12 protein-coding genes and 1 other RNA gene are annotated in these 16,630 nt (G+C 36.0%); 8 read left to right on the forward strand and 5 right to left on the reverse strand.

Annotation, left to right across the window (positions count from 1 at the left end; genetic code table 11):
* Positions 1-187: 187 nt before the first annotated feature.
* Positions 188-1,813: an ABC-F family ATP-binding cassette domain-containing protein gene (locus ABN763_RS16895; protein ID WP_410486678.1), complete on the reverse strand. Its 1,626-nt coding sequence runs from the start codon at positions 1,811-1,813 to the stop codon at positions 188-190.
* Positions 1,814-1,994: 181 nt separating this feature from the next.
* Here ABN763_RS16895 and ABN763_RS16900 point away from each other — a divergent pair, with 181 nt between their 5' ends.
* Both ABN763_RS16900 and ABN763_RS16905 read left to right on the forward strand, forming a co-directional pair.
* Entirely contained in the window at positions 1,995-3,431 is a 1,437-nt protein-coding gene (locus tag ABN763_RS16900; RefSeq protein WP_410486679.1) for a TlpA family protein disulfide reductase, read from the forward strand.
* A gap of 145 nt (positions 3,432-3,576) precedes the next feature.
* Positions 3,577-5,310, forward strand: a complete 1,734-nt coding sequence (locus ABN763_RS16905) for a M12 family metallopeptidase (RefSeq protein WP_410486680.1) — start codon at positions 3,577-3,579, stop codon at positions 5,308-5,310.
* 79 nt (positions 5,311-5,389) lie between these two features.
* On the opposite strand, the gene fsa is transcribed toward ABN763_RS16905, so the two are convergent.
* The 3 genes from fsa to ffs form a co-directional block, all read right to left on the reverse strand.
* The gene (gene fsa, locus ABN763_RS16910; protein WP_410486681.1) at positions 5,390-6,046 is read right to left on the reverse strand and encodes a fructose-6-phosphate aldolase; all 657 of its coding nucleotides are present in this window, start codon (positions 6,044-6,046) and stop codon (positions 5,390-5,392) included.
* A gap of 90 nt (positions 6,047-6,136) precedes the next feature.
* A complete protein-coding gene (locus ABN763_RS16915) occupies positions 6,137-6,943 on the reverse strand; it encodes an SDR family oxidoreductase (RefSeq protein WP_410486682.1) in 807 nt (268 codons plus the stop codon).
* 73 nt (positions 6,944-7,016) lie between these two features.
* Positions 7,017-7,115, reverse strand: an RNA gene (gene ffs / locus ABN763_RS16920) — signal recognition particle sRNA small type.
* 207 nt (positions 7,116-7,322) lie between these two features.
* Between ffs and ABN763_RS16925 the strand changes: the two genes are divergently transcribed.
* The 5 genes from ABN763_RS16925 (at position 7,323) to ABN763_RS16945 (ending at position 13,637) form a co-directional block, all read left to right on the forward strand.
* A complete protein-coding gene (locus tag ABN763_RS16925; RefSeq protein WP_410486683.1) occupies positions 7,323-8,384 on the forward strand; it encodes a glutaminyl-peptide cyclotransferase in 1,062 nt (353 codons plus the stop codon).
* A 3-nt stretch (positions 8,385-8,387) separates the two neighbouring features.
* Positions 8,388-8,777: an acyl-CoA thioesterase gene (locus tag ABN763_RS16930; RefSeq protein ID WP_410486684.1), complete on the forward strand. Its 390-nt coding sequence runs from the start codon at positions 8,388-8,390 to the stop codon at positions 8,775-8,777.
* A gap of 15 nt (positions 8,778-8,792) precedes the next feature.
* Positions 8,793-10,376, forward strand: a complete 1,584-nt coding sequence (locus ABN763_RS16935) for a hypothetical protein (protein WP_410486685.1) — start codon at positions 8,793-8,795, stop codon at positions 10,374-10,376.
* A gap of 82 nt (positions 10,377-10,458) precedes the next feature.
* On the forward strand, positions 10,459-11,580 hold the full coding sequence (locus ABN763_RS16940; RefSeq protein ID WP_410486686.1) for a serine hydrolase domain-containing protein: 1,122 nt from the start codon (positions 10,459-10,461) through the stop codon (positions 11,578-11,580).
* Positions 11,581-11,684: 104 nt separating this feature from the next.
* Positions 11,685-13,637 carry a hypothetical protein gene (locus ABN763_RS16945; RefSeq protein WP_410486687.1) on the forward strand — a complete coding sequence of 651 codons (1,953 nt, stop codon included), beginning with the start codon at positions 11,685-11,687 and terminating at the stop codon, positions 13,635-13,637.
* 72 nt (positions 13,638-13,709) lie between these two features.
* Here the strand turns inward: ABN763_RS16945 and glyA are convergent, their stop codons facing one another.
* A complete protein-coding gene (glyA, locus tag ABN763_RS16950; protein ID WP_410486688.1) occupies positions 13,710-14,999 on the reverse strand; it encodes a serine hydroxymethyltransferase in 1,290 nt (429 codons plus the stop codon).
* Positions 15,000-15,284: 285 nt separating this feature from the next.
* On the opposite strand from glyA, the gene fahA reads away from it, so the two are divergent.
* Positions 15,285-16,562 (forward strand): fumarylacetoacetase, encoded by a 1,278-nt coding sequence (gene fahA, locus ABN763_RS16955; RefSeq protein ID WP_410486689.1) that lies wholly within the window; start codon positions 15,285-15,287, stop codon positions 16,560-16,562.
* Positions 16,563-16,630: the final 68 nt, after the last annotated feature.

The raw sequence follows: 16,630 nt of genomic DNA on the forward strand, positions 1-16,630 counted from the left end.
TTTTAGTTGATATTACGTCAGCCTTAATTTAGTTAAATTTTCTTAAAAAAATTTATTTTTAATAAAATTGGACCTTTAAATAAGACAATACGGTAATTTAAACACCATATTTTCACAAATATCCAAAATCCATCAAATAAAAAACCCCGCTTTATGCGGGGTTTTTAACCTATTTTATTTAAGGAACTTATGCTGTCACGGCATACATTTTATCCCTCAACTCCTTTATCTTTTTATCACTCATATACTCATCAAAAGTAGTATAGCGATCAATAACTCCGTTAGGTGTTAATTCAATAATACGATTTGCTACTGTTTGCGCAAATTCGTGATCATGTGTAGTAAATAATACGGTTCCCTTGAAATTTTTAAGCGAATTATTAAAAGCTGTAATCGATTCGAGATCTAAGTGATTTGTAGGTTCATCTAACATCAATACATTAGCACGCACCATCATCATTCTAGATAGCATGCAACGTACTTTCTCTCCTCCTGAAAGTACATTACTAGTCTTAAAAGCTTCTTCACCGCTAAAGATCATTTTCCCCAAAAACCCTCGAATGTAAACCTCTTCACGTTCTTCCTCTGTTGTTGCCCATTGGCGCAACCAATCGATCAAATTCAATTCGTTATCAAAATACTCTGAATTATCAAGAGGTAAGTATGATTGTGTTGTGGTTACACCCCATTTATATTCACCCGTATCTGCTTTTTGCTTGCCATTGATAATTTGATAAAAAGCGGTAGTCGCACGACTGTCTTTAGAAAACACAACTACCTTATCTCCTTTCGCCAAATTAATATCTACATTATGAAACAGCGTATCACCGTCTAAAGATGCACTTAAACCCTCTACATTTAAAATTTGATCACCCGCTTCCCTATCTCTTTCAAAAATAATTGCAGGATAACGACGACTCGATGGTTTAATCTCCGAAACATTTAGTTTCTCGATCATCTTCTTTCTACTGGTAGCTTGCTTTGACTTTGCTACGTTAGCAGAGAATCGACGAATGAATTCTTCAAGCTCTTTCTTCTTATCTTCTGCTTTTTTGTTTTGCTGCGCTCTTTGGCGAGCTGCAAGCTGAGAAGATTCATACCAAAAAGTGTAGTTTCCTGAAAAGTGATTAATTTTTCCGAAGTCAATATCAGAAATATGGGTGCAAACCGCATCTAAAAAGTGTCGATCATGACTCACCACGATTACGCAGTTATTATAATTAGCCAAGAAATTTTCTAGCCAAGCGATTGTTTCATAATCTAAATCGTTGGTAGGCTCATCCATAATCAACACATCAGGATTACCAAATAGTGCCTGGGCGATCAGTACTCGCACTCGTTGTTTACCATCAAGATCGGCCATTGAGGTATAATGTAAATCTTCTTTTATTCCAAGATTGGAAAGCATCGCTGCCGCATCGCTATCGGCATTCCAACCATTCATTTCTTCAAATTGCACCTGAAGCTCTCCTATTTTTTCTGCATTCTCATCAGAATAGTCAGCATACAAAGCATCAATCTCAGTCTTGATTTTGTGCAAGGGCTTATTACCCATGATAACGGTTTCTAAAACGTTAAACTCGTCATAAGCATAATGATCTTGCTCAAGAACAGACATTCTTTTCCCAGGTTCTAAATGAACATGCCCTGAAGTAGGTTCCTGCTTGCCAGATAATATTTTTAAAAAGGTTGATTTCCCAGCACCATTTGCCCCGATAATCCCATAGCAATTCCCTTGATTAAACGTAGTGTTTACCTCGTCAAACAATACTCGTTTGCCAAATTGAACCGATAAATTTGAAACTGATAACATAGTTTTTCTTTCGTACTTTTTTCAGAATGCAAAAATATTTAAAATCAACGTTAATGCCATGTATATCTTAACTTTTCCGAAAGTAATTTAACAGCCTATTAACAGCGCTGTTTGTGGTGGTTGGTTAGATTTGTTTGAAACATAATAGTATATCGCCATGCTTTTAGCTAAGCAATTGCATATGAAGCACTTATACTTTTTCATTCTTATTCCCTTACTTTTTTCTTGTGGTCAATCAACTGACCGAAAGGGTGACATCGCATATTTTGGTGGGCAAATTGTGAATCCAAATGAGGATTTTGTTCTTCTTTTTAAGGACAATACCTTAATTGATACAATTAATCTTGATAAGAATAATCGTTTTTTACTACAAATAGATTCAGTTTTACCAGGACTTTATCATTTTTGGCATAGTCCGGAGTACCAATATGTTCATATAGAACCCGGTGATAGCATCTTGCTTAGATTAAATACCTTTGAATTTGATGAATCGTTGGTTTTTTCAGGAAAAGGAGGGGAAAAAAACAACTTTTTGCTAGAAACATATCTTGATCACGAAGAAGAGACGGATTATACGTTTAGTCTGTATGAATTTCCCCCGGAGCACTTTATGAATGCGGTAGATTCAATGCAGCATTTGAAGCTTAACAAGTTCGATAAATTTATTGTTGACAATGAAATTTCTGAAAACGCCCAGACATTACTTTTAGCAACTATCAATTATCCGCACTATAGAACAAAAGAGCTTTATCCGTTTAGACATAAAAACAAATTTGGTAGAGATAATGCCAATGAAATGCCAGATAATTTTTATGCATTTCGTAAGGAGGTTGATTTTAACAATGAAATGCTCAGTCATTATCGGCAATATATAAACTATTTAAAGTCTTACGTAAACGGCGCTACATATGAGTATTGTAATGATCTGTGTGATCGTGATGTTACTAGCAAATCGTTGCACTATAGCACTCACAAAATGGAGCTAATTGACAGTGTCGTAAAGGCTGATAAGGTTAAAAATATACTATTACGCCATACAGCTACTTCGTATTTGTTTGATAATCATGAACATGTGAATGATGAAAAGTTCTTAACCATGTTCTTTAAATATTCGACTAACCCTCAGTATGATCGTGAAATAGACGATTTGTATCACAATATTCAAAATGTTCAAAAAGGGAAACCGCTACCAATAGTGAACCTTGTTGATGTTAATGGTAATGAACTTTCAACTCAAGACCTAAATAAAAACGAAGATGGTACTATTTACTATTTCTGGTCTATTTATGAAAAAAGACATCTTAGAAGTTTAAACAGAAAAATTACTAAGTACCAGAATCGTTTTCCAAACCTACAGTTTATAGGAATTAACATTAATAGTGATCAAGAGAAGTGGATGAATACTTTAGCTACCACAAGTTTCAACAGCAAATCACAATTTAGAGCTAAGAACTTTGAAAGCATGAAAGAGAAGCTAATTATTCCTAGAATTCATAAAACTATTATCGTTGATGGTAATGGTAAAATCGTCAATGCATTTGCAAATTTGTTCGATGCCGACTTTGAGAGACAACTTACCATTTTGAATGCTGATCGGGCTATTGTAAGTTCGAATTAATTCCTAAAAAAACATACCAAAAATCAATAAGAGCCTATATGGCTCTTTTTTATTTCTGTTATCTTTTAAACCGCTAACATGTTAACCTCCCCTCCTATTCACACCACTAAGGATTAAATATACGTTGAACAAATCCTTAGAAATCATGAAAACGATAACAACAATTTATCTCCTATTGTTCTTTTCTGCTATCAGTGCTCAAATTAAACCTACTAGTAAGTTTAATCGAAATGTTACAGTCAAAAACAATAATATTAAAAAGATCGGCTCGACATTGCTTCAACAAAACAACTCCATTGAAATGTGTAGTGCAATGGACTTTGACTTCCCTCCTGTGCTTCCGAATGCCGTAGTGATACTACCGAATGTAATTTGGGATAATGGCGCCACATTAAAAGTTGCCTTTGTCTCATCTTCTAATCAACCAAAAAAGGCTCAACGACTTACAGTTGAAGCCAAAGTGAAAAAATATGCAAAAGAATGGGAAAAACATGCTAACATCAAATTTCAATTCACCACAAACAGCAGTTCGGCCGATATTCGCATAGGCATGGACACCACCAGCGGGTGGTGGTCAAAAATAGGAACCGATGCTAAAAATTTTACAGGAAAAACTATGAATTTTGGCTGGGATGGTAGCGACATTAAAAATGGCATAAGCGAAAGTAGATATAAACGCACTATACTGCATGAGTTTGGTCATGCATTAGGGTTAAAACACGAACATCAAAACCCTGCAGCCGGAATTTGTTGGGATTGGAAAAAAGCTATCGCCTTTTATAAGAGAACTAACGGATGGTCAGAGAAAAAAACCCGAGGTAATTTAGAAGCTCTATCTACTCGTAATATCGGCAATTCAACTCGTTTTGACCCTAAATCAATTATGATTTATGGCATAAGCAACAGTATTACTAGCTGTGATTTCGAAGTTAAATCGAATTCTGAACTTTCATCATTTGATAAAATCGGAATTGGAAACATCTATCCCAATCGCACAAATAGACATTTACTGGGTCCCGGCTTGTTTGCATATCAATGGACCTCAGGATGGGATAATGTTGAAGTGGTTAAAATTGGAAATACAAACTATCTCTTTATGCTAAAGTCTAAAACGGGCGATGTCCATATAAATCGACTAAATCAAAACGGATCCGTAGGAGCTAAAATATTTGACAAAAAATGGACAACTGGATGGACCACTGTTAGAATTTTCCAAAGAGGTTCGCAAAGTTTCTTGTTTCTACTTAAAAAGGGTACCGGAGACGTACACATCCATAAATTTAATAGTAATGGGACAGTCGGCCCTAGGGTCTATGATAAAAAATGGACATCGGGATGGTCGATTGCAGAATTTTATAATCAAGGATCTAACGGTTTCCTCTATTTGAGGAAAACTGCAACAGGTAAATCGAAAATTTTTAAAGTAAATACAAATGGGACCATTGGTTCTCAAATTCGTGAAACTAACGGAACCCCCGGATGGTCCCTTGCCAAGGTATTTCAAACCAATTTTCAAAAGCATCTTTTTCTTTATAGATCGTCTACCGGAGAGGCCCGCATTTATAAACTTAATAGTAATGGCTTAGTTGGTGGGCGAACTTACAATAAGACCTGGACCCGAGGATGGACCACAGCCGAATTCAAAGGTAGCAACCATCAACAATACATTTTTTTGATGAAATACAAAGATGGGAAAATCAAGCAAAATTTTGTGAGCGCTAGCGGAACAGTTGGAGACAATGTCTTTGACAATAATCTAAATAGACCGGACATTGGATGGAGCGCTGCAAAGTTCTTTACAAACGGCTCAAAGAACTATGTTTTTTTAATGAATAAGAAAAAAGGAACTGCGGTAATCAACAAAGTTTATAATAATTAAAAACGCTATAACACAGAGCCTAAAAAAAGCCCGAACTAAAATAGTTTGGGCTTTACTTATGTTAATCTATCAGTGCGTATTAAGCATTTCCCTTTTTGTAATCGGCTAAAAACTTCTCCAAACCTATATCGGTAAGCGGATGTTTTAATAACCCTTCTATTGATGAAAGTGGTCCTGTCATTACATCAGCTCCGATTTTAGCGCAATCAATTACATGCATAGTATGGCGTACTGAAGCTGCCAAAATTTCTGTTTCAAAAGCATAATTATCAAAAATTAAGCGAATTTCAGCGATCAGGTTCAACCCGTCAGTAGAAATATCATCTAAACGACCAATAAATGGAGACACATAGGTGGCACCTGCCTTAGCAGCCAATAACGCCTGCCCTGCTGAAAAAATCAAAGTGCAATTAGTTCTTATTCCTTTGTCGCTAAAATGTTTTATTGCCTTTACCCCTTCTTTGATCATTGGCACTTTTACAACAATTTGAGGATGCAAGGCTGCTAACGCCTCGCCTTCTTTTATAATTCCCTCATAATCCGTAGATATTACCTCTGCGGATACATCACCATCAACGATCTCACAAATTGCTTTATAGTGATTAATGATATTATCCTGACCTGTAATACCTTCTTTAGCCATTAAGGACGGATTGGTGGTTACACCATCTAAAATACCAAGTGCTTGAGCTTCCTTTATTTGATCAAGGTTTGCGGTATCGATAAAAAATTTCATAGTTGTTGTGCTTATTATTTGTTTAGCAAATTAATGGTGTAAAAGTAAACAGTTAATCAGTAATTAAGTCACATTAAACTGTGTTTTTATTTACAGTTTATAATGGTTTACCAACAATTTTTCATACACCTTATCTGGTAGCGCCCGTTTTAACACTATTGAAAATTTTTGCATGAAAGCCCCTACTTTATAGTGTATTCTAGGCTTTTTCGTCAGAATGATTTTATACACTTGTTTCGCAACATCATTTGGATCACCTCCCTGATCGACATGCGCATCCATTTCTTTAAGCGACATTCCATAAGTTTCCTTATAGGGCGAATCATCAAAAACAGGAGTATGGTAGCGACCAGATGCAATATTGGTAGCAAAATCTCCCGGAGCTACATTGGTGATTTGAATACCAAATGCTTTGGTCTCCATCCGCATTGCCTCGGTAATTAATTCTAATGCCCCCTTAGTAGCTGAGTAAACACCTCTAAACGGTAATCCCATATATCCGGCAATAGAAGTAATATTAACTATTAGTCCACTACCTTGCTTACGCATATGTGGCAAAACCGCTTTCATAACGCTAATGGGGCCATAGAAATTGGTGTCGAAAGCAAACTTCATTTCTTCAATAGGGGTCTCTTCAATTGGGCCAGTAATCCCCATCCCTGCATTGTTAATTAATACATCGAGCTTACCCTGCTCAGCTATGACCGTATTTACTGTATTCTGGATCGTATCCTGTTTTGTTACATCCAATTGAAGTAATTTGAAAGCATTCCCATCAGTAAACTGATCAGGATTTCGACTGGTACCATATATGACAAAACCTTTGTCTTTTAAAAAAAGTGCAATGCTTTTACCAATTCCTGAAGAGGCTCCGGTAATTAAAACTACTTTCGGCATAAACTAATGTTGGAATTAAGTTGCAAAGAAAAGTAAAATTACATCAACTTAATACTTAAAAATAGGGCACAAAAAAAGGCAAGCGACCTACATCACACCGCTACGACCGTCTACCCTTGCTGTGTTCCCACCCTGGGGGATTCAACAGGAGCTGGTTGTGTAGGACTTGCCGACTGCAAAGATACTACAATTTAAAATCTAGCAGGCAATTATTAGACTTAAATTTAACTTTTTGAAGCTCCTTTAACTATTCATTTTAATATGTGATAGTTATCTAATAAAAAGTTGAAAAAACTATTGATAATTCAAATTAAAAAGGGCTTATCATACTATTATTAAAGAGTAAAATGAATAAATTGCCTAAAATTTAAATGAAATAATGAAGGTTTTTAGAATAACGCTGATCCTAGTGACATTTGGCCTCCAATTTTCCTGCAATGGTGGAAAAAAAGCAAGAGGATCGAATTTTGCGGTACAATTGCTAACCAAAAAAAAGCATATTAACACAAATGATGTGTTGCGTTTCAGTTTGGTGAATAACAAAGGTATCACTGTCGATTCTATTACCTATAAAATTGATGGTGAAAGTGAAGATCAGGTTACTACCTCTTCTAACTTTGAACTTTCTCTAAATAATGCACCACTTGGTAAACATGATGTTCTCTTTTCTATTTACCATGATAATGAGGTCGAGTTAGTTCGACTACCAGTCAGTATTTTTTCAAGTGAGAAACCAAAGGTGTATGGCTACAAAGTCATCAACGAATATCCGCATGATATAAAGGCCTTTACACAAGGTTTAGAATTTAAAGGCGATACGTTATACGAAAGTACCGGAAAGCGTGGCGCTTCGTCAATACGTATAGTTGACTTAAAATCAGGATCTGTAAACAGGAAAGCTGATCTGGCAGCCAATCATTTCGGAGAAGGAATTACGATTTTAAATAACAAATTGTACGCGCTAACTTGGCAAGCAGGTATCGGCTTTGTTTACGATCCCATTAGTCTTGAGAAAAAAGAAAGCTTTCAATATGGGCAAAGTAAAGAAGGTTGGGGCTTTTGTAATGATGGTAATACTCTTTATAAATCAGATGGTACAGCTCATATTTGGCGTCTTAATCCAGATACGTTAATTGAGGAAGGTTCCATTCAAGTTTGCACTAATAACAAAATTTTAAAAGACATTAATGAGCTGGAATGGGTCAATGGCAAAATATATGCTAATACCTGGCAACCCAATAGAGAAGTTGCGGTAATTATCAATCCTAAAAATGGCGCAGTAGAAGGTGTTATTAATTTTGGAGGGCTAAAAGAGAAGGTATCTCAACATGATCAATTAGATGTTTTAAATGGTATTGCCTACCACCCAACCAAGAAGACACTATTTGTTACCGGTAAATATTGGGATACATTGTTTGAAGTCGAATTGATCGAGCGATAATTAATGAAACAACACAGTAAACAAATTATCGTCACCAACAATGATCTTGATGAAAACAAACATGTAAACAATGTACGTTACCTACTGTGGGTTCAAGATATCGCTAAGGAGCATTGGGAACTGGTGGCGACACAAAAAGACAAAAAAGAGGTGGTTTGGTTTGCGATGGATCATCATATTAGCTACAAAAACCCCGCTTTTTTAGGTGAAAAATTGCTGATAACCACTTACGTTCAAAAAATGCGTGGGGCTATTTCAACCCGTATTGTTGAAATAATAAAAGAAGAAGATCAAACCTTAGTTTGTAAGACTGTTACTAACTGGTGTATGCTGAATAGAGCAACACAAAAACCGGCAAGAATGAATGATGAAATGATCGCAATGTTCATCTAATCTTTAATTAATTATTTGAAAACAAAAACAGAGCATATCGTAAAAGTTAAAAAAATAGCCTGGCTGCTCTCTACGCTATTGTTGTTTATGCTATGGAGCTCTTGCAGAAAAGACTTTGATACTGTGCCAAGCAGCGGAACTTTATCTTTTTCTAAGGATACCGTATATCTAGACACTGTATTTACCAATATTGGCTCCAGTACGTTTAATCTAAAAGTTTATAACCGTTCTGACAACGATATTTCAATACCGACCATTAGTCTACGTGAAGGCAACAATAGTAAAATTAGATTAAGTGTAGATGGTATTGCGGGTACTAGCTTTGAAGATATTACCATTTTAGCAAAAGACAGTATTTTCGTTTTTGTCGAAACCACTATTGATATCGAAGAGGTTGCTTCTGGAAATCTTGAGTTTTTATATACCGATGCTATACAGTTTGACCAAGCCCCCAATCAACAAGAGGTTGAACTTGTTTCGTTGGTAAAGGATGCGGTTTTTTTATTTCCAGAACGTTTTGATGATGGCACCACTGAAAGTCTTATTCTGGGGGTAGGTACACCAAGTGAGACCGAAATAGAAGGTTTTTTACTTGATGATTCTGAGTTGAACTTTTCTAGCGAAAAGCCCTATGTCATCTACGGCTATGCAGCTGTAGGTGCCGATAAAGTGTTAAACATTGAAGCCGGATCTCGAATTCATTTTCATAGAGATTCAGGTATTATTGTTGGTAATAATGGTAGTATTCAAGTAAATGGTTCATTAAGTAGTGACCAGACCTTGCTTGAAAATGAGGTGATTTTTGAAGGCGATAGGCTAGAAAGTTCATTTGATGATGTTGCCGGGCAGTGGGGAGCCATTTGGTTAACTGATGGAAGCACCAACAATCAAATAAACTATGCAACTATTAAAAATGGGACGATCGGTCTTTTAGTTGATAATAATGATGGAGAAGGAAACCCAACATTAATTATAAAGAATAGTCAACTATTTAACCATTCAGACTTTGGTATGGTGGCACGTACCGCGACTATCGAAGCTGAAAATACTGTCTTTGGCAGTGCCGCACGCTCATCTGCTTTTTTAAGTATTGGCGGCACCTACAATTTTAAGCATTGTACGTTTGCGAACTATTTTAATGGAACTCGCTCTTTCCCGACCTTACTCATTAATAATTTTGTTGAGTTGCAAGATGGAAGCTTCTTTACAAGTGACCTTGTTCAAGCACATTTTGCCAATTGCATTATCGAAGGTGATAATAATTTAGAGCTATTCTTGCAGCAAAATGATGCTGCTCAGCTTAATTATAGCTTTACTAATTGTTTGCTTCAGTTTAATGATGTAAACAATCAATTTTCGGAAAATCCACTTTACGACTTTGACAATTTCAACCTTTTTGAAAATATGCTATTTAATGCAAATCCTGATTTTCTAAACCCTTCAGCCAATCAATTTCAAATTGGATTAGCTTCAGAGGGCTTGGGATTAGGAGATTCAAATACCGCTTCACAGGTGCCACTGGATCTTTTAGGTGTCAATCGAACATCGAGCCCCGATCTGGGGGCTTATCAGGCAACCATGCTCCCCGAAGAAAATTAATGATATACGAATAAAACTCAAAAAACGTTTTAAACCTTTATGAGATAACCAAGTCTACATTATTGGATAAAACAAGGTAACCATGTTCCCCAAGTACTTTTTATATCGACTTATCATAGCACTATTAATTGTATCTGTATCAACCGGATGTGAATCGGAAGATGATACAGAAAGTAACCCTGATGCACAATTGATGTACTTCCCTGAAATAGATTCTGATCAATGGGAAACAGTAAGTCCTGAATCGCTATCCTGGGATACAAGCAAACTATCATCTCTTTATACCTATCTAGAGGATAATAGAACTAGAGGTTTTATTCTTATAAAAAACGGACGAATTGTCTTAGAACAATATTGGGGGAACGACATTTTAAATACAAAACCCTTTGACCTAAACACCAATTGGTATTGGGCTTCAGCGGGAAAAAGTTTAACCGCAACATTATTGGGTATTGCCCAACAAGAAGGGCTACTTGATATTAATGATAAAACGTCGGATTACCTTGGAAACGGATGGACCAATTTACCACTGGAAAAAGAAAATCTGATAAGTATAAAAAACCAGTTGACAATGACCACTGGTTTAGATTATGAAATCGCTGATCTTAATTGTGTAGATGCTCCCTGCCTTTTATACAAGCAAGATGCCGACAATCAATGGTTTTATCACAATGCACCCTATACCTTATTAAAAAATGTGGTTGAAAGTGCTTCAAATGAATCGTACAATGCTTTTACAGCAAATCGATTGGGCTCCACCATCGGCTTAAAAGGAAGTTGGCGACAAACAGGTGATAATAATGTTTATTGGGGTAGCACGAGAGATATGGCTCGATTTGGACTTCTCATATTAAATAGAGGAAATTGGGATGGAACTGCAATTTTGAACGACAATAATTACTTTACCCAAATGACAACTCCTTCGCAAAATCTAAATCCATCTTATGGTTACTTATGGTGGTTAAATGGTCAAGATCGTATTATTTATCCCGGGATCGCTACCTCCTTTGATACAAGTTTATCAGAAGAAGCGCCATCAGATCTGATCTCGGCTATCGGAAAGAATGGGCAATTCATTAGTGTTGTACCTAGCGAAAATTTAGTAATGATACGCGTTGGTGAAGCACCAGATGATTCTTTGGTGCCTACAATTTTTCATAATGAGCTTTGGGCTAGGGTAAATGTACTTTTAAACAAAGACTAACTATTGAAGTGTTTAGTTTATCCCATTTTTTTGAGGTTCAAAAGATATTCTATTTGAAGTAGAAATTAAATACTCTATATTGCATTTACTAAACTATAATAGGAATGCAATATTACCAGAAACAAACAAGCTTATTTAAATTCTTAACTTTTTTTACGTTAATATGGTTTTTAGTAGCTGCTTGCTCAATAGAAGAAATTGATCCAGATATCACAGACCCCGACTCAGGAATGCAGGAAGAACCTACTCCCGCTGAAGTTTTGACCGGGAGGTTCATTGATAGTGAGGTCGCTGGCTTGACATTTAAAACACCTACCAAAACTGGACTAACGAATGCAAATGGCGAGTTCTCATATCTAGAAGGCGAGGAAATTGAATTCTCTGTTGGAAGTCTGCCAATAGGAACGGCTATAGCCAAAGATATTATTACTCCAATAGATTTAATTCCTGAATCTACTGTTAACACAAAACAGGTTAAAAATATTGCAGCCTTACTTCAGACTTTAGACAGTGATGGCAATCCTGATAATGGGATTAGTATTTCAACACAAACTCTACAAAATATATCTGTAGATGAAATTGATTATGAGAAGTCCATAGTCAATATTCTTAGTAAAATTGTAGAAGAGGTTAATACCAATACCAACGAGAATTTAACGGTAGTACTGCCGGAAATAGCGGCAAAGCACTTAGCTCGGAACGTAGAAGGGTCTTATGAAATAGAAGATAACAACCAGTACCATTTGATTCCTTTTGTGGAACACTGGTGGTCATATGGCGCCCCTAATAGATTTTATTGGGTGCACTATACCGATGAATCTGGAAAAATATTAGAATCTTATCAATATAGAAAATTCACAAACCGTTTGGTCACTAAAACTACCTATCTAACCTACAATTCCGATGGCTTAGTAACTGAATATGAAATAGAAGACTTCTTCTTCTTTAGAAACCGAAAGGTTACTGCAAGATATGAGTATGATGAAAATAACATTATTAAGCGAGATCATAGAATTCAAGAAAACTCGCCAAACATAAGTTATGAGTTTACTTTTGATGAAGAATGGAAAACGACTGATGTAAAACGAATAGACGAAAACGAACAATTACTTGACACCGCCGTTAGAACATATGATGAAAATGGTAATAGAATTAGCAATACAATTACCTATACTAATGGAAACCCAGTATTAAAAACCATATCCAATTACCTTGAAAATGGGAACTTTGAATCAACAGAAAGCTTCAAAGATAATGAGTCCTTTAGAAATCGAACTTTTACCTATCGCGAAAATAATTCTTTGGAAAAAAGTACAAGTACTATCCAAATTGATGATGGTCAAGGTGGAATAAATATAGTAATGTTTGAGTACGAATACGATATGATGGAATTTCGCTCTTGGAGTAAATTCACGAATGCTCAAGGTGCCGTAACGATACGAACTTTTGAATCGGGGGTTATTACGAGTGATAAAAATTTCTCACCCGAGGGTATTCTTTTTTCGGAAATATACTATGTAAATGGAATAATTAACTTGTCCAAAAGATATGATTCCGAAACTGGCGTATTACTTGATGAAACAAGCTATAATGAGATGGGACAACAACTTCTTACTAAGTTTTATACACTTGAAGGAGAATTGAATCAAACTTTTGAATACACATATAATGACTTTGATAAGGTCGAAAAATCAGTAAGTTATCTCTACATTGATGGGGAACCAAGTTTATTTCAAACCACTATATATAGATATGATATAAATCAAAACATAGAGCGTGTTGATTATTATGACGAGTTTGATACCTTAAGAAGTTATGAGCTATACGAATATAATACTGATAATAGCTACCAAATATATTTCTACGAAAATGAAACATTAAATCGCATTGATTTTTACGATCAAAATGATAATTATATTAGAACGGAATATCCTAACGCTATAAATAATAAAATGACTTCACAAAGAAAGGGCTTAACTAAGCCAAAATGGTTCTTGCCCAATAGTCATACAGCGGGTGTTGAAGAAGAACAAAACATGTCGGGAGCAATAGATTAGCTTCTTTTAAAATCAAATAAAAAGCCAGGAATAAGTGTTTTTCTTGGCTTTTTATTTCTTAAAGGAAAATTATTATACCAATGCGGCTGAAGAAGCAAACAATGGTCTATCTGCCATCATAGCATTTACTTTTTCAGCAACGGCTTCTAAAACCTCTTCGTTTTCAAAATTAGTTATTACTTCATCAATTAACTCAACAATTGATTCCATATCACTTTCAACCAACCCTCTGGTTGTAATTGCAGCTGTACCAACTCTAATCCCGCTAGTCACAAACGGACTCTTATCATCAAAAGGTACCATATTTTTATTTACCGTTATATCTGCTTTTACCAAAGCATGTTCGGCCTGTTTACCATTGATATTCTTATTTCTAAGATCAATCAACATCATATGATTATCTGTTCCGCCCGAAATAAGATGATATCCCCTTTGCACAAATGCTTCTGCCATTGCTGAAGCATTTTTCTTTACCTGCAAAATATAGCTTAAGTACTCATCAGATAAGGCTTCCTGAAAAGCAATTGCTTTTGCTGCAATGATATGCTCTAAGGGTCCGCCTTGATTTCCAGGGAAAACGGCACCATCTAATAATGAGGACATCATGCGTTTTTTTCCACTTTTTAATGTAATTCCAAATGGATTTTCAAAATCTTGCCCCATCATGATCATACCGCCACGTGGCCCACGTAATGTTTTATGTGTTGTAGTGGTAACAACATGACAATGCGGTAATGGATCGTTTAAAACTCCTTTTGCTATTAATCCGGAAGGATGTGAAATATCAGCAAGTAAAAATGCTCCAACGGCATCAGCAATTTCTCTAAATCGTTTAAAATCGATATCCCGTGAATAAGCCGAAGCGCCTGCAATGATCATTTGTGGCTTTTCCTTTTTAGCTATCGCTTCAATTTTATTATAATCTAAAACACCCGTTTCTTGCTCTACTCCATAAAAAACCGGATTGTACAGTCTACCTGAAAAGTTAACAGGAGAGCCATGAGTAAGATGCCCACCATGAGAAAGATCAAAACCCAAAATAGTATCTCCAGGCTTTAAAAAGGCGTGGTACACTGCCGTATTTGCTTGCGAACCTGAATGGGGCTGCACATTAACGTATGCTGCACCAAATAAAGCTTTAGCACGGTCAATTGCTATTTGTTCTACTTCATCTACAACCTCACAGCCTCCATAGTAACGCTTACCAGGATATCCTTCAGCGTACTTGTTAGTAAGCACAGACCCTGCAGCTTCCATTACTTGCTCGCTAACAAAGTTTTCTGAAGCAATGAGCTCGATACCATTAAGTTGTCGCTCTTTTTCCGCTTGTATAAGCTCAAATATCTGTTCGTCCCGTTCCATAAATAGCAATTATTAATGTGATTTTAAGCCAGTAAATTTAGTAAAAACAGTCCATTAAAAGACCATTTGCTTCTAAACATGCTAACAGTTTTTGCACAATTAATGACTGTTAGTTAAAAATGAATGTATTCCTAAAAGAACTCATTCAAAAACTAACAAATTAAGCCATTGTTGTTGCTATTTTTTCATAATATTGTTTGTAGAATATTGGAGAGGTTAAATGCATCTTCATTATGTTAAATCATTATTTTTCAGCTATATAGAAAGACCTTATACAACACTAACATGCCAGATACAACAAACAATCCAAACAGAAAGTCGTGGTTAGACGTTCCTGCTAACTCAGACTTTCCTATACAAAACATTCCGTTTGGGGTGTTTTTAACCCCTGACGATATTATCACCATAGGTAGCAGAATAGGTAACCATGCTATCGATTTAGGTGCGCTACATCAACTGGGGTATTTTGATGAAATACCGTTAACAGATGATATTTTTCTTCAAGATACCTTAAACGACTTTATTTCTGATGGAAAAAAAACATGGCGACTTGTAAGAAACAGAATTGGCGACATTTTTGACATTGATAATCCCGTGTTAAGAGACAATAAAGTACATAAAGACATCATTATTTTCAGAATGGATGAGATAGAGATGCAACTTCCTGTACAAATTGGCGATTATACTGATTTTTATAGTAGCAAAGAGCACGCTACTAACGTCGGGATGATGTTTAGAGATCCTGAAAATGCACTTTTACCTAACTGGAAACATTTGCCAGTAGCATATCACGGTCGCAGCTCCTCCATAATTCCCTCAGGAATTCCAATTCATAGACCACAGGGGCAGACGATGCCTCCGGGAGCTGACAAACCCGTTTTTGGCCCCTCCAAAAGAGTAGATTTTGAATTGGAAATGGCATTTATTACTACCGACGCAAATAATTTAGGAGAACCTATTCCTGTTAACGAAGCTGAAGATTATATTTTTGGGGTTGTACTTTTTAACGATTGGAGCGCAAGAGATATTCAGAAATGGGAATATTTACCATTGGGGCCTTTCTTGGCAAAGAATTTTGCCTCATCCATCTCCCCATGGATCGTTACTTTGGACGCGCTTGAACCATTTAGAACAGATACACCGGAACAAGACCCCGCACCACTTGAGTATCTACAATTTTCAGGAAAGAAAAGTTATGATATAGAACTCGAAGTAGCTTTACAACCCGAAGGTGCGAAAGAAACAACAGTTTCAAAATCTAACTTTAAATACATGTACTGGAATATGAGCCAACAACTAGCGCATCATACGGTAAATGGTTGCCCGGTTAACTCCGGTGATATGATGGGATCAGGGACCATTTCAGGTCCAACACCAGATTCATACGGGTCTATGCTAGAATTAAGTTGGGGTGGTAAAAATAAAGTTGTTTTGGATGATGGTACGGAACGAACCTTTATTGAAGATGGAGATACCGTAATTATTAAAGGATATTGCCAAAATGAACATGTAAGAATAGGTTTTGGGGAAGTAAGCACCAAACTTTTGCCACCATTTGAATAACATTTTAAATTTTTGATTATCAATTCATTAAAAATATTTTTTGAGTTTGGCATCCTATTTGAAAAGAT

Origin of the sequence: Spongiivirga sp. MCCC 1A20706 (assembly GCF_046524175.1) — a bacterium.
Classification (GTDB): Bacteria; Bacteroidota; Bacteroidia; order Flavobacteriales; family Flavobacteriaceae; genus Spongiivirga.